The 19,776-nt window shown below is 42.4% G+C and carries 20 protein-coding genes; 15 read left to right on the top strand and 5 right to left on the bottom strand.

Annotated features, from left to right (window positions below; all coding sequences use genetic code 11):
* Window positions 1-2 precede the first annotated feature (2 nt).
* Entirely contained in the window at window positions 3-980 is a 978-nt protein-coding gene (locus tag HNW13_RS19945; RefSeq protein WP_101085187.1) for a KpsF/GutQ family sugar-phosphate isomerase, read from the bottom strand.
* Between the two features lie 44 nt (window positions 981-1,024).
* Entirely contained in the window at window positions 1,025-1,987 is a 963-nt protein-coding gene (locus tag HNW13_RS19950; protein WP_182743139.1) for a calcium/sodium antiporter, read from the bottom strand.
* Between the two features lie 188 nt (window positions 1,988-2,175).
* Between HNW13_RS19950 and HNW13_RS19955 the strand changes: the two genes are divergently transcribed.
* Genes HNW13_RS19955 through murA form a run of 7 tightly spaced genes read left to right on the top strand, consistent with a single transcriptional unit; the run spans window position 2,176 to window position 6,817 of the window.
* On the top strand, window positions 2,176-3,000 hold the full coding sequence (locus tag HNW13_RS19955) for an ATP-binding cassette domain-containing protein (RefSeq protein ID WP_192114192.1): 825 nt from the start codon (window positions 2,176-2,178) through the stop codon (window positions 2,998-3,000).
* Window positions 2,987-3,772, top strand: coding sequence for a lipid asymmetry maintenance ABC transporter permease subunit MlaE (gene mlaE, locus HNW13_RS19960; RefSeq protein WP_101085190.1), 786 nt, complete (start codon window positions 2,987-2,989; stop codon window positions 3,770-3,772). Before HNW13_RS19955 ends, mlaE begins: the two co-directional genes overlap by 14 nt.
* A 41-nt stretch (window positions 3,773-3,813) precedes the next feature.
* The gene (gene mlaD / locus HNW13_RS19965) at window positions 3,814-4,287 is read left to right on the top strand and encodes an outer membrane lipid asymmetry maintenance protein MlaD (protein ID WP_101085191.1); all 474 of its coding nucleotides are present in this window, start codon (window positions 3,814-3,816) and stop codon (window positions 4,285-4,287) included.
* A gap of 10 nt (window positions 4,288-4,297) precedes the next feature.
* A complete protein-coding gene (locus HNW13_RS19970) occupies window positions 4,298-4,966 on the top strand; it encodes an ABC transporter substrate-binding protein (RefSeq protein WP_194956034.1) in 669 nt (222 codons plus the stop codon).
* The gene (locus HNW13_RS19975; protein ID WP_192114193.1) at window positions 4,963-5,286 is read left to right on the top strand and encodes an STAS domain-containing protein; all 324 of its coding nucleotides are present in this window, start codon (window positions 4,963-4,965) and stop codon (window positions 5,284-5,286) included. The genes HNW13_RS19970 and HNW13_RS19975 overlap by 4 nt, the downstream gene beginning before the upstream one ends.
* A gap of 4 nt (window positions 5,287-5,290) precedes the next feature.
* Window positions 5,291-5,542: a BolA family protein gene (locus HNW13_RS19980; RefSeq protein WP_011638802.1), complete on the top strand. Its 252-nt coding sequence runs from the start codon at window positions 5,291-5,293 to the stop codon at window positions 5,540-5,542.
* 15 nt (window positions 5,543-5,557) lie between these two features.
* Window positions 5,558-6,817 (top strand): UDP-N-acetylglucosamine 1-carboxyvinyltransferase, encoded by a 1,260-nt coding sequence (murA, locus tag HNW13_RS19985; RefSeq protein ID WP_192114194.1) that lies wholly within the window; start codon window positions 5,558-5,560, stop codon window positions 6,815-6,817.
* Between the two features lie 127 nt (window positions 6,818-6,944).
* Here the strand turns inward: murA and degS are convergent, their stop codons facing one another.
* Both degS and degQ read right to left on the bottom strand, forming a co-directional pair.
* Window positions 6,945-8,024, bottom strand: a complete 1,080-nt coding sequence (gene degS / locus HNW13_RS19990) for an outer membrane-stress sensor serine endopeptidase DegS (protein WP_182743140.1) — start codon at window positions 8,022-8,024, stop codon at window positions 6,945-6,947.
* Between the two features lie 156 nt (window positions 8,025-8,180).
* Window positions 8,181-9,530 (bottom strand): Do family serine endopeptidase DegQ, encoded by a 1,350-nt coding sequence (gene degQ, locus HNW13_RS19995; protein WP_162023889.1) that lies wholly within the window; start codon window positions 9,528-9,530, stop codon window positions 8,181-8,183.
* 322 nt (window positions 9,531-9,852) lie between these two features.
* Between degQ and zapE the strand changes: the two genes are divergently transcribed.
* From zapE to rlmB, 8 genes are all read left to right on the top strand, one after another.
* Complete coding sequence (gene zapE, locus HNW13_RS20000; protein ID WP_162023888.1) at window positions 9,853-10,965, top strand: cell division protein ZapE; 1,113 nt, start codon at window positions 9,853-9,855, stop codon at window positions 10,963-10,965.
* A gap of 263 nt (window positions 10,966-11,228) precedes the next feature.
* The gene (gene rplM / locus HNW13_RS20005) at window positions 11,229-11,657 is read left to right on the top strand and encodes a 50S ribosomal protein L13 (RefSeq protein WP_011638797.1); all 429 of its coding nucleotides are present in this window, start codon (window positions 11,229-11,231) and stop codon (window positions 11,655-11,657) included.
* Between the two features lie 17 nt (window positions 11,658-11,674).
* Window positions 11,675-12,067 (top strand): 30S ribosomal protein S9, encoded by a 393-nt coding sequence (gene rpsI / locus HNW13_RS20010; RefSeq protein ID WP_011494965.1) that lies wholly within the window; start codon window positions 11,675-11,677, stop codon window positions 12,065-12,067.
* Window positions 12,068-12,459: 392 nt separating this feature from the next.
* Entirely contained in the window at window positions 12,460-12,648 is a 189-nt protein-coding gene (locus tag HNW13_RS20015; protein WP_011638796.1) for a DUF2065 domain-containing protein, read from the top strand.
* 69 nt (window positions 12,649-12,717) lie between these two features.
* On the top strand, window positions 12,718-14,013 hold the full coding sequence (locus HNW13_RS20020; protein ID WP_101085197.1) for an adenylosuccinate synthase: 1,296 nt from the start codon (window positions 12,718-12,720) through the stop codon (window positions 14,011-14,013).
* 98 nt (window positions 14,014-14,111) lie between these two features.
* Entirely contained in the window at window positions 14,112-14,753 is a 642-nt protein-coding gene (locus tag HNW13_RS20025) for an SEL1-like repeat protein (RefSeq protein WP_101085198.1), read from the top strand.
* A 37-nt stretch (window positions 14,754-14,790) separates the two neighbouring features.
* A complete protein-coding gene (gene rnr / locus HNW13_RS20030; RefSeq protein WP_192114195.1) occupies window positions 14,791-17,310 on the top strand; it encodes a ribonuclease R in 2,520 nt (839 codons plus the stop codon).
* Window positions 17,311-17,314: 4 nt separating this feature from the next.
* The gene (gene rlmB, locus HNW13_RS20035) at window positions 17,315-18,055 is read left to right on the top strand and encodes a 23S rRNA (guanosine(2251)-2'-O)-methyltransferase RlmB (RefSeq protein WP_011638792.1); all 741 of its coding nucleotides are present in this window, start codon (window positions 17,315-17,317) and stop codon (window positions 18,053-18,055) included.
* 216 nt (window positions 18,056-18,271) lie between these two features.
* On the opposite strand, the gene HNW13_RS20040 is transcribed toward rlmB, so the two are convergent.
* The gene (locus HNW13_RS20040; RefSeq protein WP_192114196.1) at window positions 18,272-19,696 is read right to left on the bottom strand and encodes an MFS transporter; all 1,425 of its coding nucleotides are present in this window, start codon (window positions 19,694-19,696) and stop codon (window positions 18,272-18,274) included.
* Window positions 19,697-19,776: the final 80 nt, after the last annotated feature.

A 19,776-nucleotide genomic window follows, 5' to 3' on the forward strand; every position in this document is an offset into this window, starting at 1 on the left:
GATTAAATGACTCCAGCTTTAACCATATCGAGCATGTTTAATGCTCCGATCGGTTGATGTTTTTCATTAACGACAATCAGTCCGTTGATGCTCTTTTCATCCATGATTTGCAGTGCTTGTGCGGCTAAAATCCCCGCAGGGCAGGTCACACAATTTTCGGTCATAACCTGGGCAATAGGAGTGATTCGAAGATTCACGTCTGCATCGATAACCCGGCGTAAATCACCATCGGTAAAAATGCCCACAAGTTTATTGGCATGGTCGACTACTGCCGTCATGCCAAGGCCCTTTTTAGATATTTCATAAAGTGCCTCAGTAATACAAATATCATCATTGACGATCGGTAAATCATCGTCTTTATGCATGACATCGTCGACTTTTAGAAGTAATTTTCTTCCAAGAGAGCCACCTGGGTGTGATAAGGCAAAGTCATCACGAGTAAAACCTTTTGCTTGTAATAAAGCAATGGCTAATGCATCGCCCATAGCAAGTGTTGCAGTGGTGCTGGAAGTGGGTGCTAATCCTAATGGACATGCTTCTTCTTGCACTTGAATGCATAAATGGATTTTGGATAAACGCGCCATATTAGAGTCTGGTTTACCGGTCACCGCAATCACTGGTACACCCATACGTTGGATAACAGGCATTAATGTCAGTATTTCGCTTGATTCACCAGAGTTGGAAATGGCGAGTACAATGTCATTTTTGGCTAATGCGCCCAAATCACCATGACTGGCTTCACCAGGGTGAACAAAAAATGCCGGTGTGCCGGTACTGGCAAAGGTCGCGGATATTTTGTTACCAATATGACCTGATTTGCCCATCCCCATGACAATCACTTTACCTTTACACTGCATGATCAATTGACATGCTTGGTCAAACTCAACCGAGTCTACATATTGATATAAATTATCTAAGGCAGCTTTTTCTATATCAATGACTTTACGACCCCATTGACGAAATTGAGTGTGATTTACCATACGACTCTCTCTGTTAGCTTAATACTTTACCTTCATGCTCCAATCTAATGCGACTGAAAGACAACAATTTGGTACGCAATAAAGGTGATTAATAATAGTGCGCCATGCCAGCGAGTAAGTTGTTGCTTAGCGCCACTGGATAATACTAAAACGGCTAATGCTGCACTGGTGCCTAATACCATATAGAAGTCTCTTCCACTGGCTGAAGCATCTATTTCACCAGGGGAGATCAATCCTGGTAGTGCCAGTACCGCAAGAATGTTAAACAAGTTAGACCCAACAATGTTACCAATGACAAGGTCGTGTTCTTTTTTTAATACTCCAGCAATACAGGCCGCTAATTCTGGTAGGCTGGTTCCTACTGCGATAATGGTTAAGCCAATCACCAGATCTGACAACCCATAAAACGTTGCAATACCTACAGCGCCATCGACCATCCAACTTGCTGATAGGGGGAGCAATATAATACCGACAACCAGCCAAATGATAGCATGAAAGGTTGGCACATTTTTAGGGATCTCAGATTCAAGTTTATCATCTAAGCTGTCTGGGGTTTTGTCATGAGTAGCTTGCCAAATGAAATATCCCATCAACAACAAAAGTAATGCAATAAGCATGATACCTTCTGTTTGTGTCAACACATTATCATGCAAGGTGTAACCGGCAAATACCGTAGCAGCAAGCATGATAGGTATTTCGCGTTTTAAGGTCTTCGAATCTAAGCTAATGGCACCTAGTAAGGCTGTTAATCCTAAAATTAAGGTAATGTTAGCAATGTTTGAGCCCAATACGTTACCAATGGCGGTATCACGCATGCCATCCATTGATGCGGTGGCCGCAACAAACATTTCAGGTGCAGAGCTACCCATAGCAACAATGGTGAGTCCAATTAACATCGGAGGTAAGCCTAAGTTGCGGGCAAATGCCGCCGCTCCATAGACAAATCTATCCGCACTCCAAACTAAAACAGCAAGGCCAACAACTAACATTAGGATATTAACTAGCATGTGATTCCGATAGTAGTATTTAATTAACGACTATTTTCGCTGGATTTTTATCAAATTGAAAGCATTGCACAGTAATTGCTCCGGTAATGAAGCGTGTTGATATGGATATAGTTGTCGCTTAATCGACAATTACAGTACAATTTGCGCTTCAACTTAAAGCAAGGAAGGCTGTTATCTCCTCAACGCCAATGTCTGATATGAGCAAATCAAGTAATAAACCTTTGGTCGAAGTTAACCATTTAGCGTTTAGCCATGGTTCACATGTGATTTATGAAGATATTTCTTTGTCGATTCCCAAAGGTAAAGTAACCGCTATCATGGGTCCCAGCGGTATCGGTAAAACCACCCTATTAAAATTGATTGGCGGACAGTTAACCCCCAACAGTGGGCAAGTTTTATTCGATGGCCATGATATACATAAGCTTAAACGCAAAGATCTGTTTGAATTGCGTAAGCGCATGAGTATGCTATTTCAAAGTGGTGCAATGTTTACTGACCTTAATGTTTTCGATAATGTCGCGTTTGCATTAAGAGAGCATTCTGGATTACCTGAAGAGATTATTCGCACCATTGTATTGATGAAACTTCAAGCTGTCGGACTTCGCGGTGCCGCATATATGATGCCTAATGAGTTATCTGGTGGTATGCAGCGTCGAGCAGCATTGGCGCGAGCGATTGCACTTGAACCTGAGATGGTGCTGTACGATGAGCCCTTTGCCGGACAAGATCCTATTTCAATGGGCATGCTAGTAAAACTTATTCGTGAGTTGTCGGATTCATTAAAACTCACTTCAGTAGTGGTTTCTCATGATGTAGATGAAGTATTAGGTATTGCAGATTATGTCTATGTGATAGCCGATAAAAAAGTCATTGCACATGGAACACCAGAGCAATTACGTCAATCTGACAATCCACAACTGGTCCAGTTTATCAAAGGCGCGCCAGATGGCCCTGTGCCATTCCATTATCCTGCAGAGGATTATCAAGAGGAGCTACTTCGTGGGCGTAATTGATTATATTGCCGACACCGGCAAATATGCACTGAGATTGGTGCAGGGTTATGGTCGAGCGGGCATCATGTTATGGCGCGCAATTGCGCATTTTCCTAACATCAAAAAAGGCACGCCATTACTGATTAAGCAAGTTTATGTGCTTGGTGTTCGTTCAATGGTCATCATTTTAGTGTCCGGTTTGTTTATTGGCATGGTATTGGCTCTGCAGGGATATAATATTTTAGTTGGGTTTGGCACTGAAGAAAGCTTAGGCCCAATGGTAGCGTTAAGCTTATTACGCGAACTTGGGCCTGTCGTTGCTGCATTATTATTTGCCGGACGAGCAGGTTCTGCGTTAACCGCCGAAATAGGCTTAATGAAATCGACAGAGCAATTGTCGAGTTTAGAGATGATGGCGATAGACCCATTAAGGCAAATCATCGCACCGCGTTTTTGGGCGGGTGTCATTAGCATGCCATTACTGGCGTTAATGTTTAGTCTAGTGGGTATTTTAGGTGGGCACTTAGTCGGTGTTGAATGGAAGGGCATTGATAGTGGTGCGTTTTGGTCTATTCTTCAAGCATCGGTTGAGTGGCGACAAGATATTGTTAACTGTTTGATAAAAAGTGCTATTTTTGGTGTGGTGGTGACATGGATAGCCTTGTACCGAGGTTATGAAGTTCAACCCAATCCAGAAGGCATCAGTCGTGCGACAACCTCAACGGTTGTGCAGGCAAGCTTAGCTGTTTTAGCGCTGGACTTTTTGCTTACGGCAATCATGTTTGGAAATTAAGATTTTTTCATTGTTTAGATTAATTTAAGTGGTTTAATAGTATGTTGACACGGAAAATAGAGTTATTAGTAGGTGTATTTTTATTGTCAGGTTTGTTGGCATTTTGCGTATTAGTATTCAACGTTGCTAATGTGAAAGTAAAATCCAATGCCCAGACTTATACCTTGGTGGCTGAGTTTAATAATATCGGTGGCCTAAAAGTACGTTCGCCGGTAAAAGTTGGCGGAGTCGTTGTCGGACGCGTGACTGATGTTACCCTTGATAGCCATAAATTAGTGCCTGTTGTGACGTTAACAATGGATAAGCGCTTTGATAAATTCCCCGAAACCAGCAGTTTGGCCATTTTGACTTCAGGGTTACTTGGGGAGCAGTTCATTGGTCTAACACCTGGATTTATGGACGATGATATTTCGATGCTTGCCGATGGCGATAAAGTACATGACACGCGTGGTGCATTGATTTTAGAAGATTTAATTGGTCAGCTGTTATACAGCATGTCATCTAAAGATAAATAGGATCCCTATTATGAAAACGTTTTTTAGTCGTGTTATAGCTTTATGCCTAGTGGGTAGCGCTGTTATCAGCCAAGGTGCTACGGCTGCTAATGATGAGGTGAATACTAGTGATCCTTATGAGATGATCAAACAAGTAGCCAATATGACCTTTGATCGGTTTAAATCAGATAAAGAATTAATTAATGCCGATTTAAGTCATTTAAAAGTGATTGTACGTGAAGAGCTTATGCCTTACGTCGATTATAAATACGCTGCATATAAAGTCATGGGGCAGTATTTAAGTGATACCACCGTAGATCAACGTAACCGTTTTGTTGAGGCTTTCGAAGGCTATTTGGTCGCAACTTATGCTCAAGCATTAACAGAATATACCGATCAAAAAGTGGCCTTTGATCCGCCGAGTGATTTTAGCGACGAAAAAATAGTTGAAGTGAACGTGCAGATTATCGAAAAAGGTCGTCCACCGATTAAAATTCAATTTAAGGCGCGTCGTCTGAAAGATAACACTTGGAAAGCATTTGATTTAGTGGCAGAAGGGGTGAGTTTACTCGCCTCTAAACAGTCTGAAATTTCAAACTTAATCCGTCAGCAAGGTATTGAAGCGGTGATTACAATGTTGAATGATAAAACCCAACAGAATATTGATCGCCAACCAGCAAAAGAAGCAGCCGCTGCGTGATTACCTTTAATCAACAAGAGCAACGTTGCATTGTCAGCGGTCGGTTAACACAAGATGATGTAAAACAATTGTGGCCTAAACGCCATGAATTGTTTACTGCATCTACTCAAGTGGTAGACTTATCAGCATTGGAATACGTCGACAGTGCAGGTGTTGCATTGTTATTAGCGTTTATCAAACTACATGCTTCAAGTAGCCAAGAAACAAGTGTGTCACGTCAATTGGTTAATCCAAGTGATCAGCTCAAGAAAATGATTGAGCTTTATGATTTAGATGCTTTTTTTCAGCCAAATATAGTCTCAAATAGTAAAGGTAATTGATTTCATGGAATGCAAGGTTATTGAACAGATTTTAACAGAGGCGTTGTCGCTAACAGAAGCACATGTGACCTCTGATGGCAGCCATTACAAAGTGGTCGCCGTGGGTGAATGCTTTGAAGGCATGAGCCGTGTAAAACAGCAGCAGGCGATTTATACTCCTTTAGCTGAGCAAATTGCCAGTGGTGAATTGCACGCGTTAACGATTAAAACTTTTACGCCTACCCAGTGGAAGCGTGAAAAACTTTTCAATATGTAACAACTGAGACTCACAGTGGATAAATTAACTATTAAAGCCAGCAACCCTTTAGCTGGCGAAGTCGTGATCTCTGGTGCAAAAAACGCAGCATTGCCAATTTTAATGGCTGGCGTATTAGCTGAAACAGATTTTATTGTCTCAAATGTGCCTAACTTACGTGACGTGATCACCAGCTGTGAACTACTACGCTGTTTAGGTGCAGAGGTTGAAGACTTAGGCGGTAGCCGCATTCGTATTTCAACCACCAATTTAAATGAATACTGCGCCCCTTATGATTTAGTCAAAACAATGCGCGCTTCTATTCTTATTTTAGGTCCATTGCTTGCCCGTTATGGTACTGCAGATGTTTCTTTGCCTGGCGGTTGTGCTATTGGCGCACGTCCGGTGAATCTGCATTTACATGGTTTAGAGTTAATGGGAGCTAAGATTGAAGTCAAAGAAGGCTACATCAAAGCGCGCGTAGATGGTCGTTTAAAAGGCGCACATATCTTTATGGATATGGTCAGTGTCGGCGCAACTGAAAACTTGCTTATGGCCGCTGCGTTAGCTGATGGCACCACAGTGATTGAAAATGCTGCCCGTGAGCCTGAAGTCACTGATTTAGCACATTGCTTAATTGCTATGGGTGCAAAGATTACTGGTGTAGGCACTGCGACCTTAAAGATTGAAGGGGTTGAGCGTTTATCGGGTTGCGAATATCGTGTTATGCCTGATCGCATCGAGACCGGTTCCTTCCTGGTTGCCGCAGCTGTAACACGTGGCAAAATTCGCTGTGTATCTGCAGACCCTAGTGCATTAGAAGCGGTATTATCAAAGCTTGAAGATGCCGGTGCTGAGATCACGACCGGCGAGGACTGGATTGAGCTTGATATGAAAGGCCAACGTCCAAAATCAGTCAATATTAAAACTGCACCTTATCCTGCGTTTCCAACCGATATGCAAGCGCAATTTTGTGTGTTGAATGCTCTTGCTGAAGGCACTGGCCGTGTTACAGAGACGATTTTCGAGAATCGTTTTATGCATGTACCAGAGCTGAGCCGCATGGGTGCTAATCTAGAGCTTGAAGGCAACACTTGCATTATTCATGGTATTGAACGGTTAAATGGCGCCCAAGTTATGGCGACAGATTTACGTGCATCTGCCAGCTTAGTCATTGCAGGCTTAATGGCTGAAGGAACGACAACAGTAGATCGTATCTACCATTTAGATCGTGGTTACGAGCACATTGAAGCTAAGTTCCAAGGCTTAGGTGCTGAAGTCGTCAGGGTTAAATAGCTGGTGTGAAATAGCTGGTGTGAAATAGATCAAGTGCAGTCGTCATAAACATTACTGCTGACGCATAAAAAAAACCATTCATTTGAATGGTTTTTTTGTCGAAATACATTGTGAATATTTGCGTCTGCTACTCTGCTGCAGTGATCTTTTCTGAAATAATCACCGGTAGTGTTTGCTTTTTACCTTCACGAATAATGGTCATGTTGACTTTAGTACCCGGGGTAGTTTCTGCAATTCTGTCCATTAACATTTCAACACCTGGAACATCTTCGTCATTATATTGAGTAATAACATCTCTAGGAGATAAACGTGCACGTGCTGCTGGTCCGCCAGGATCAATACCTGTAACCAACACACCTTTTAAATCAGGTAAGTTGAGTATCTGGGCCATTACGGGATTAAGTGGTTCACCAGAAATACCTAATGCACCGCGGATAACTCGACCATGCTTAATCAATTTGTCCATGATACTGTGAGCTAACTTTATCGGAATCGCGAAACTAATCCCATTACCCCCATTATCACCACCCACTTGGAATGCGGCAGTATTGATACCAATTAATTCACCACTGGTGTCGATTAATGCTCCACCAGAATTGCCAGCATTGATGGCGGCATCAGTTTGTAGGAAGTCTAAGTAACCTGAACTTAAGCCGTTACGTCCTGTTGCACTGATAATCCCTTGGGTAATGGTTTGGCCAATATTATAAGGATTGCCAATGGCCAATACCACATCGCCTACTTGGGCGAGCTTATTAAGATTAATCGGTACGATAGGTAAAGTGTCACCTTCAATTTTGAGTACTGCTAAATCAGTTTCGGGATCAGAACCAACCACTTCGGCGGTAAATTTACGCCCATCTTGCAGCGCAATCACAATCTCATCGGCTTTTTTTATCACATGGTAATTGGTTAATACGTAACCTTCTTTACTCATTATTACTCCAGAGCCGAGACCTTGAAGTGAACTTGAATTGAGCGGATTATGTTGATCAATACTAAGGCTATAAATATTAGCAACAGCAGGGGCTGCACGGCGGACCGCTTTAGCAAAAGATAATTCTGAGCCATTATTGCTGACATTCGTTAAGCTATGGTTGAGCGAGGAGTTTTGGAGCAAGGAGGTTATGGCTAAAAAAACTGCTGCCATGATCAGACCAAATACCACAGCTTTAGTTATATAGATGCAAGTGTCTTTTAGGTTCATGGCATGAATAATTGTTAAAAAAAATGGCTGTTATATTAACATAGCTCAAAAAATTAAGCATCGACCAAACGGTTGTCGATGCTTAATTCCTTAACTGAAGTCACACTCAATAAACTCATGGTTGTTATCGAGTGCGATTCTAGTGGTTTGACAATATTAACGTAAAACTAGGTAGAGCAAGTTATTGTCACGTAATATTTTTAGCGCTACAGAGCTTTGATTGTCTTTCAACATTTCTTTTAATGTTTTAAGACTGGTCACTTTGTTGCGGTTAAGTCCCACAATTAAGTCTCCTTTTTGCAAACCGCTCATTGCAGCTGGTGAGCCTTGAGCAATCTCAGTGATCTGGATGCCTTTCTTGCTGTCTTCTAAGGTTGCGCCTTGTAACATAGGGTGTACGTTACCCGCTTCTGCCTCGACTTTATCCGCTTCACCTAAAGTTGCTTTGATGGTCTTTTTATCACCGTCACGAATAATCCCAAACTCTACTTCTGCACCCGCGCCCATAGTGGCAACTTTTGCGCGCAGTTCTTGGAAAGTCTTAATGCTGCGGCCATTCAGGCTGGTAATAATGTCACCCGCTTTTAGTCCGGCTTTGTCAGCTGAACTTTTTGGCATAACTTCATTCACAAAGCCACCATGCTGAGTGTCTAAACCAAAGGCTTTAGCAAGTTCATTGTCAAGGTCTCGTCCTGATACTCCGAGTACGCCACGTCTTACTTCACCGTGTTCAATAATTTGATCAACAAGGTTATTAACCATATTGGCAGGAATCGCGAAACCAATACCGACGTTACCACCATTAGGGGCCACGATTGCGGTGTTAATTCCGATGAGTTCACCTTTTAAGTTAACTAATGCACCGCCCGAGTTACCACTATTTATAGCGGCATCGGTTTGGATAAAGTTTTCTAGCATTTCAATGCCTAAACCACTGCGGCCTAGCGCGCTGACTATCCCTGACGTGACGGTTTGTCCAAGACCAAATGGGTTACCAATGGCCACAGCAAAATCACCGACGCGAATTTCGTCAGAATCAGTTTGTTTAATAGCAATTAAGTTTTTTGCTTCAATTTGAAGCAGGGCAATGTCTGATTCTTTATCTGCACCGATTAGCTTAGCTGTAACTTCACGACCGTCGTGTAAGCCTATTTGAATGTCGTCAGCGCCATTAATGACATGATTATTGGTTATGATGTAGCCTTTGTCGGCATCAATAATAACCCCTGAACCTAAACCTCTAAAAGGACGTTCCTGAACTTGTTCTTGTGGTGCATTTGGACCGAAGAAGTAACGAAACACATCTGGTACGCGTTGCTTGGAAACTTGGGTACCCGATACTGCTACCGACACAACAGCTGGCGTTGTCCGTTCTAACATTGGTGCTAAGCTAGGAATGGCTTGCCCGTCGACAGCTTGTGGAATGGCAGCAAATGATAGCGTGGGTGTCATGGCTAACGATGCAGTTAATAACGCGGCAGAAAGTAAGCTTAATTTGGTTTTCATCTATGGATAGCTCCTGTATGCATTCAAGCTTGATAACATAAAATATGTGGCTTGATGGCATGATTTCAAAGTTAAATATCGTTAATCATTTTTGTTAGTGTGTTGTCGTGAGCTTGTTTAATGATGTTCTACAATGGCGAGCAAGTCAGCACAATGATAAGCAAACAATTAGCAAATTTACGTTAATCAATCAGAGTAACGATCATCGTGTTAGTTCCATTTTTATTAACAAAGGTTAATTTGATCCGTTGAAGCCATTACTCGTATTTATTATTTAATGTTATTATTCGCAGCAATTATTTGATGCAAGAGAGTCGTAATCGTGTCGCAGTTAACCCCTTGGCAGCATTATCAGCAAGACCTTACCCGAGATGATTTTTCACATGATGCCGCACAAGAACAAGCGGTTAAGTCACTACAGCGAGTCTATGATGAATTGATTGTCGCTGCTAAACCCGCATCTGGCGTCAGTAAATTGTTTAGCGCAATAGGGATTAAGTCTACACCTCCACCAGTAAAAGGTTTGTATCTTTGGGGGGGGGTTGGCCGGGGTAAAACCTATCTAATGGACACCTTTTTTGATGCATTGCCTACAGAGCTAAAATTACGCGCTCATTTCCATCGATTCATGCATCAAATTCACCATGACTTAGGTGAACTCAAAGGCGTACAAGATCCTCTGCTTACTATCGCTAAAAAGATGGCGTCACAATATCAAATCATCTGTTTCGATGAATTCTTTGTGTCAGATATCACCGATGCCATGCTGTTAGGGACGTTATTTCAAGCATTATTTAAAGAAGGGGTTGCCCTCGTGGCCACCTCAAACATCATTCCTGATGAATTATATAAAAATGGCTTACAACGAGTGCGTTTTTTACCTGCCATTGCCTTGATTAATCAGCACTGTGAAGTCTTAAATGTCGATTCTGGAATTGATTACCGTTTGCGAACTTTAGAGCAGGCGGAGATTTATCATTATCCCCTCGATGAACAAGCTGACATCAATCTAATACATTATTTTGACCAACTTGCGCCGGAATCTGAAAAGCTTACCACTTCTATAGAAGTTGATGGGCGTGCAATTCGTATTCGTCAACAGTCACAAGGAGTACTATTAATAAACTTCCGTGATTTATGTGATGGGCCTCGCTCGCAACGTGACTACATGGAAATGGCTTGCCTCTATCATACCGTGCTGGTGAGTGGTTTAGAGCAAATGGGATCGCAGCAAACGGGTGATGATATTGCCAGACGCTTCTTAGCCATGGTCGATGAATTCTACGAAAGAAATGTCAAATTGATTATTTCAGCCCAAGTCGAATTGGAACATATTTATACCGATGGCCAGCTAAATTTTGAGTTCAGACGCTGTCGTTCAAGGCTGATTGAAATGCAATCAAGAGAGTATCTGGCGCTGGAACATTTACCTTAAGCCTGCAAACGGTACTTTTTGAAAACTCGGGCATATTTTGTTCAGCACTCATTGAGTAGTTTATTTGAAATATTATCAGAAAGCAGGTGATCTTTGCTGTGGCTTTGCGTATAATCTGCGACCTGCCCGCGTTAATCCGCCAATTTGGGCGGAAGTTGTAAGCCAATATTCATGTTCGAAGGGGCAAGAATCGGTAATTTTGTGTTGATTGCAACCTGCAGTCAGCATGTGAGACAGAAAATTAACTTTGGGTTTTTGTAATAATGAAGACTTTTACTGCTACACCAGAAACTGTAACTCGTGACTGGTTTGTTGTTGACGCTGAAGGCAAAACTTTAGGCCGTATCGCAACTGAAATCGCAACTCGCTTACGTGGCAAGCATAAGCCAGAATACACTCCACACGTTGACACTGGTGATTATATCATCGTTATCAATGCTGAAAAAGTGACTGTAACTGGTAATAAAGCTGCTGGTAAGATTTACTACTCTCATTCAGGCTTCATTGGTGGCATTAAGCAAATCAGCTTTGAGAAGCTTCAAGCTCATAAGCCTGAAATGATCATCGAGAAAGCAGTTAAGGGTATGTTACCAAAAGGTCCTTTGGGCCGTGCCATGTTCCGTAAGCTTAAAGTTTACGCTGGCACAGAACATAACCACGCTGCACAACAACCACAAGTTCTTGATATCTAAACGGGAGGAGTAAGCAAATGTCTGCAACTCAGTACTACGGCACTGGCCGTCGCAAAACATCTACAGCTCGCGTTTTCGCTAAAGCAGGTAGTGGCAATATCGTTGTAAACCAACGTCCTTTGGATGTATATTTTGGTCGTGAAACTGCTCGTATGGTTGTTCGTCAACCATTAGAATTAGTTGAAATGACTGATAAGTTAGACATCTATGTAACTGTAAAGGGCGGTGGTACTACTGGCCAAGCTGGTGCAATTCGTCACGGTATTACCCGTGCATTATTGCAACTAGATGAAGCTTTACGTCCTACTCTACGTAGCGCTGGTTTTGTTACCCGTGATGCACGTAAAGTTGAACGTAAGAAAGTTGGTCTACGTAAAGCACGTCGTAAGCCACAGTTCTCTAAGCGTTAATTCGTTTTTTGGATTCAAAAAACCCAGCATTTGCTGGGTTTTTTATTGTCTAAAATTTATCGTGTAAAATGTGCAGTGTGGGTTAATGATGTTGTATAGCATCAATGTGAATAGGCCAGAAACATCGGCTGAAAGGTACATAGCCTGAACTTGAGATAACAAACGCCTCGCAAGCAGTCCTTTGTCTTGCTAACTGCGTTATTCTTTATACAAGCAGGCTTGCAATAGGCCAGCTATTGACGCGTCAATTTGCCTTGTTAGTAAAATAAATGACAAGTTTGATAGTGGCTAATGACTAAGCTTTAATTTTTATAATGATGTAACCTCATTTATATGCCGAGTTGAGGTTACATAATTAATGGAATTGGTATCAGTTAAAAAGAGGCTAAAACATGAATTTACCATTGTTAATGACCGCATTTGGCTTAGTTTTAATTATTGAAGGGCTTGGTCCGTTACTTTTTCCTAACAAGTGGCAAAAATATTTATTAGAGCTTTCTACACAAAAGCAAAATGTTCTCAGACGCTTAGGTGGATGTTTAGTTACTGCAGGAATTGTTTTATTGATCATTTTTCAATAAAACACTTGCCTATAACCCCCTAAAATCTGTTAAAATTCTATTTTATACCACAAGACGTTGCAGCTAATAATGGGCAAAAATGTAGTCGTACTCGGCACTCAATGGGGTGACGAAGGCAAAGGTAAGATTGTCGACCTTTTAACAGAACAGGCAAAATACGTAGTTCGTTACCAAGGCGGTCATAATGCTGGTCATACTTTGGTAATTGATGGTGAAAAAACCGTTCTTCATCTTATTCCGTCAGGCATTTTACGTGATAACGTAAAATGTATTATCGGTAATGGTGTGGTTGTTGCTCCTGATGCGTTGATGAAAGAAATCAACATGCTAAAAGGACGCGGCGTACCTGTCGAAGAGCGTTTATTAATTTCTGAAGCATGTCCGCTTATCCTTCCATTCCATTGTGCATTGGATGTTGCTCGCGAGAAAGCTCGCGGTAATAAAGCCATTGGTACAACTGGTCGTGGTATTGGTCCTGCATATGAAGACAAAGTTTCTCGTCGCGGTTTACGCATCGGTGATTTGTTTAATGCAGAACTTTTTGCGACTAAGTTACAAGAAGTGATGAAATATCATAACTTCATGCTAACTGAGTACTACAAAGTTGAAGCCGTTGATTACCAGCAAACACTTGATGATGCATTAGCGATTGCTGATTATCTAAAAAGCATGTGTACTGATGTTAGCGAAATGCTTGATGTTGCTCGTAAAGCGGGTGAGCCAATTCTTTTTGAAGGCGCTCAAGGCACATTATTGGATATCGACCACGGTACTTATCCATTTGTGACTTCATCAAACACGACAGCTGGTGGTGTTGCGACCGGTTCAGGTTTTGGTCCTCGTCATTTAGACTATGTTTTAGGCATCATGAAAGCTTATACGACTCGTGTCGGTGCTGGTCCTTTCCCAACAGAATTAGCCAATGAAATTGGTGATTATATTGGTGAGAAAGGCCAAGAGTTTGGTGCAACAACTGGTCGTAAGCGTCGTCCAGGTTGGTTAGATGCTGTGGCAATGCGCCGCGCAGTTCAAATCAACAGTGTTAGTGGTTTTTGTTTAACTAAATTAGACGTTTTAGACGGCCTAAAAGAAGTTAAAATTTGTGTTGGCTATCAATATGCTGATGGAACAGTTTCAAAGGTTACGCCTTTGGCTGCAGAAGGTTATGATTTAGTTACCCCAATATACGAAACCATGCCTGGTTGGAGTGAAACCACTTTTGGTGCCACAACAATCGAGCAATTGCCTCCAGCGGCAATAAATTATATCAAGCGTATCGAAGAGTTATTAGAAACGCCTATTGATATTATCTCTACAGGGCCGGACAGAAATGAAACCATGATTTTGGTGAGTCCGTTCAAGTAAACCAAAAAGGCCGCGATAAGCGGCCTTTTTAATGGATGCTATTAACGGTTGTAACAGTTTCTATTCAAGAAATACGCTATACTGCCGATGGATAAGTCATGAAAGTGCCATTGAGAATCCTTATGTTGCGTATCTGTTTATTGTTGTTGAGTGTGGTTTCGATCAATGTATTTGCGGTGACAGAAGCCGTCGATATCTATAGCGATCAACAATTGATTTCGCTCATCCGCTCAAATCAATATTTACAACGCGTAAAAGCAGACGACTGTCAGCTGGTTCAAGACATTGAAGCCCGTGCTGAAGTATTACAGCAACCCATGTACCAATTTTTATGGGCTGAAATGCTTAATAACGGTGTTTGTGTCAAGGCTCATCCTTCTCGCGGCATGGCGCTGCTGCAAACCTCTGCTGAGCAGGGTAGCGCTGAAGCGATGGTAAAATTGGCAGATTATTATTATCGCGGTAAACTAGTGGTTAAAGATCCCAATCGTGCAGTGCAATATGTATTGCCTGCGGCAGCTAATGGGGATTTAACCGCAAGAATGACACTGGTTCATTTATTTGGTGAAGGCTACGGAAGTCCTGCCGATTATGAACTGGGCTATCATTGGTTATATAACAGTATATTTGATGACGACGCCCAACAGAAAAAGGCCTCGTCTTTACTGCAGATGCTCGCTGCAAAAATGCCCGCCAGTATTGTGGCCAGGGCACAGCAGCCTCAGCTGTACACACGTTAAAGGCTCCAAAATATGGAGCGAATTATTTGGAAATTGAATGATCAACGATCCTCATTTTGAGAGAGAACAAGACAAGTACGACAATCCTATTCCTAGCCGTGAGTATATTTTAGAATACTTGCGCGCCCAAAAGTCTCCTGTTTCCCGCGATAAAATAGCTGAAGCATTATCCATTACAGATGAAGTGCCATTAGAAGCCCTCCGCCGTCGTTTACGTGCAATGGAGCGTGATGGCCAGCTAGTCTTTACCCGCGGACAAAGCTATGGCTTACCTGAACGGATGGATTTATTGTCTGGTACCGTTTTAGGCCATCGCGATGGATTCGGCTTTTTTAAGCCAGATGAAGGCGGTGACGATTTATTTATTAATAATCGCGATATGCTGATGTATTTCCATGGCGATAAAGTGCTTGCTCAAAAAGCAGGTACTGATCGTCGTGGTCGTCGCGAAGCACGAATTGTGCGCTTAGTTCATGAGCGAACAGCTGCATTAGTTGGCCGTTATCACGTCGACGGCGGCATGGGTTTTGTTATTGCTGATGACAGACGCATCACCCAAGAAATATTAATTGCCAGCGAAGATACACTAGGCGCGCGCGCCGGTGATGTTGTCGTGGTTGAGTTAACCCGTCGCCCTGGTCGTTTTGTTAAAGCGGCAGCGAAAGTGACCGAAGTCTTGGGTAAGACAATGGCACCGGGTATGGAAATTGAAATTGCGTTACGTAATTATGATTTACCACATACTTGGTCAGCGATTATTGAGAAAAAACTCAAACGTATTCCTGACGAAGTCACCGAAGAAGATAAATTAGGTCGCGTCGATTTACGTCATTTACCGTTAGTCACTATTGATGGCGAAGATGCCCGTGATTTTGATGACGCGGTGTATGCTGAAGCAAAACCAAGTGGTGGCTGGCGTTTATGGGTAGCAATTGCTGATGTGAGTCATTATGTACGCACTGATTCAGCATTAGATACTGAAGCGCGCTCACGTGGTAACTCGGTATATTTCCCATCGCAAGTTATCCCAATGTTGCCTGAGAAAATATCTAATGGCTTGTGTTCATTAAAGCCAAAAGTCGACCGTTTATGTATGGTTGCTGAAATGACCATTTCTGCAGCGGGTAAGTTATCGGGTACTAAGTTTTATCCCGCGGTAATGCACTCTCATGCACGTTTTACCTACACCCAAGTTGCCGACATGCTAGAAGGTGGTGCAATTGCCCCTGAGCATGAAGCATTATTCCCGCATTTATTGTGTTTGCAGTCGTTATATCTGATCTTAGATGAGCGCCGTGCAGAGCGTGGGGCGATTGCTTTTGAAACGCTAGAAACGCAATTCATTTTTAATGAACAACGTAAAATTGATAAAATTGTCCCTAGAGGTCGCAATCAAGCGCATAAAATCATTGAAGAATGTATGATTTTAGCCAACGTGGCGTCGGCGAAATTTGTTAAAAAGCACAAAGGTGAAGTGCTATATCGTGTTCACGAAGCACCATCAGAGCAAAAACTGGCTAATTTTAAAGAGTTTCTTGCTGAGCGTGGTTTAAGCATGGATGGCGGATTAGAGCCGACCCCGACTGACTATCAAAATCTGATGTTAAAAATTGCTGACCGTCCTGACTTTGAGTTAATTCAGGTGATGTTATTGCGCTCAATGCGCCAGGCCGTTTACAGCCCAGACAACGAAGGTCACTTTGGTTTGGCATTAGAAGCTTATTCGCATTTTACGTCGCCAATTCGTCGTTATCCTGACTTAGTTTTGCATCGAGTGATTAAATATTTACTCGCAAAAGAGCAGGACAATGTTAACGATAAATGGACTCAAGATGGTGGTTATCTCTACCAGATTGAAGAGTTAGATGCATTAGGTGAAGAATGTTCCACCACTGAGCGTCGTGCAGATGAAGCAACTCGTGATGTGAGTGATTGGCTTAAATGTGAATATATGCAAGATCACGTCGGCGACACTTTCGATGCGGTTATTGCCTCAGTCACTAGCTTTGGGTTATTTGTCAGATTAAACGAATTATTTATTGATGGGCTGGTACATATTTCAAGTCTTGCCAGTGACTATTATCAATTTGATCCAATGCGCCAACGGTTAATTGGTGAAAATTCTCGCCAAGTATATCAAGTAGGCGATCCTGTGACGGTTAAAGTTGCGGCGGTGAATCTTGATGATCGTCAAATTGATTTATTGATGGTGGGTGACAACACTAAAGGTGCGGGTAAAACAGCGCGTAAAGGCAGTAAGCCAACAACAGCGCGCCAACGAGTGAATGCTGAAGGCGCTAAGTCAGCACGAGGTAAGTCATCTGCAAAGTCTGACAAACCTAAATCAGATAAGCCTAAGTCTGATAAATCAAAGTCTGACAAACCAAAGTCTGATAAGCCTAAAGCCAGCAAGCGTCGTTCAAGCGGAAAAGCTTCATCTCCAGCAGCAAAACCAGCGGCGGTGAAAAAATCTTCTGCAGTTGCACAAAAAACGGATGCAGCAAAACCAGATTCTAGCGTTAAGAAAAACCCTGCCAAGCGCAGCAAGAGAAAGTAATTAAATGAAAAAACAAGATACCATTTTTGGCATTCACGCCGTTCAAGCTTTGTTAGATAACAGCCCTGAACGTGTCATTGAACTTTGGCTACTACAAGGCCGTGATGACGAACGCTTAACCCCGTTAATTAATCTAGCGTCAACCTTTGGTACAACACTACAACGTGCAGCACGTAAAGTGTTAGATGATAAAGCGGGTAGCTCACAACACCAAGGTATTGTGGCTCGCGTTAAGGCTGTTAAGCCGTTGACTGAAAAAGATTTAGATGAGTTACTTGATAAAACTGCAGTGCCTTTCTTATTAATTTTAGACGGTGTAACTGATCCACATAACCTTGGCGCATGTTTACGTAATGCTGATGCTGCTGGGGTACATGCGGTTATCGTACCAAAAGATAACTCAGTAGGGTTAACCTCAACCGTAAGCAAAGTTGCTTGTGGCGCAGCAGAAACCATACCGTTATTTCAAGTGACTAACCTTGCTCGTACTATGCGTCACTTGCAAGATAAAGGTGTTTGGATTGTAGGTACTGCAGGCGAAGCCGAAGGTAATGTATACCAAGCAGACCTCAAAGGGCCGCTAGCGATTGCTATGGGCGCGGAAGATAAAGGTTTACGTCGTTTATCACGCGAAGGTTGTGATTCACTTGTATCGATTCCAATGTCTGGAAGCGTGTCGAGTCTCAACGTGTCTGTTGCCACTGGTGTTTGCTTATTTGAAGCGGTTAGACAGCGTTTAGGTTAATCACCTATCCATTAGCGTTGTTGCTAGCGAAAATAGCAAAGAATACGATCAAAAAACGGCGATATTAATCGCCGTTTTTTATTATCTCGAGCTCAGGATATTGAGTGTTTTACATACTGCTTTAACGTTTTTATTAATTCAAAACGGCTAATGCGCTCAGTTTAAACAAGTGCACTTTAAATAAATACACTTTATATATGCAATTTATGACATCAATTAACGTCTACCGATCTCATTATCGACATCTTCGTCATCCAATTCCTCATGCCCCAAACTATCATCGTTTACTACGCTAGCATAAGCAGTATTATAACCGGCTTGCTCATCGGCATCTTCAAGCTCATCGTCGGTTGAATCTGGCACGCTATCAAATGCATCCTCGGCAGGATTGATCATTTGCTCGTTGACCATTTCTATATCCACACGTGGATCGAATGATGCTGCCAACGGCGAGCTGACTAAATCACCACCTGCCATTATGTAATCTCCAGTGGCAGTCTGTTCGGCTTTTTGGCGTAAATTAATCCACAGTAGTCTTACTAATAAGGTAAACGAACAGATTGCCATAAACCCATACAGCATTTGGTCACCTAAGACCTGCATTAAACCAGAAGCAACTAAGGGGCCAATACTTGCTCCGATACCGAAGGTCACTAATATAGTGGCAGACAGTCCAACTCGTTCGTGTTGGTCTACGCGTGAGTTTGCTAAGGCAGTTGCTAATGGGTATAAGGTGAACGCTAAAATACCAAATAAACTGGTTAATATTAATGAATACACTGAATGGAATGGAACGACAGTAATAATTAATACAATAACCCCCAATAACGTACAGTTAATGCGAATTAATAAGCTACGAGAAATAATGTCAGATAATTTACCCATTGGCCATTGGGCTAACAACCCGGCAAAAATGGTACAAGACATGTAGAGTGCAACATGTTCAGGATCAATACCTTTGGCAGTCGCATAAGATGGCGCTAAACCATAAAAACAACCTACAATCATGCTTCCTAACGCTATTGTCGTTAAGGCTTGAGGGGCTCGTTTCCAATACAGACCCATTTGTAATGGTGCCGGCGTTAACGGTTCTGGGTGAATTCTTCGAGTGATTGAAATAGGCACAATGCATAATGCAAAACATATGGCGATTAACAGCAGTGGTTCTATGCCCAAATCAGGATATAAGCTAATGGCTCCCTGGCCAGCCATTAACCCTAAATAAGATACAATCATGTAACTGGCAAATACGGTGCCGCGTTGATTATTTTCGGCCTGTTCATTGAGCCAGCTTTCTAACACCATATATTGGCACATCATTCCCATACCAACGGCAAGGCGCAATACTAACCATATGGTTAAGTTGTCGATGAGGGCATGACCCAGTGCTGATGCGGTGACGATTCCAGCACAGGCAACAAAAGCACGAATATGGCCAACTTGAGCGATAAGTTTATGGCCAACTTTGGAACCGCACACAAGACCAATATAGTAGGCAGACATCATGCCACCAATCCATATTTGTGGCACTTGCATGGTGGTCAGGCTTAAGCCCAGGTAGGTTGTCAGTAGACCTGCAGCAAGTACCATTAAAAAAGTGGTGCTATATAAGGATGCAAAACTGCGAAGCGGGCTGTCCATAACTGCGCCTTTATTGGTTCAGTAAGGCTACGTTAGCCCTACTGATTGATTGTCTTGTTACGCTTCATTTACGATCAATA

The organism is Shewanella sp. BF02_Schw (genome assembly GCF_014596695.2).
Taxonomy (GTDB): domain Bacteria; phylum Pseudomonadota; class Gammaproteobacteria; order Enterobacterales; family Shewanellaceae; genus Shewanella.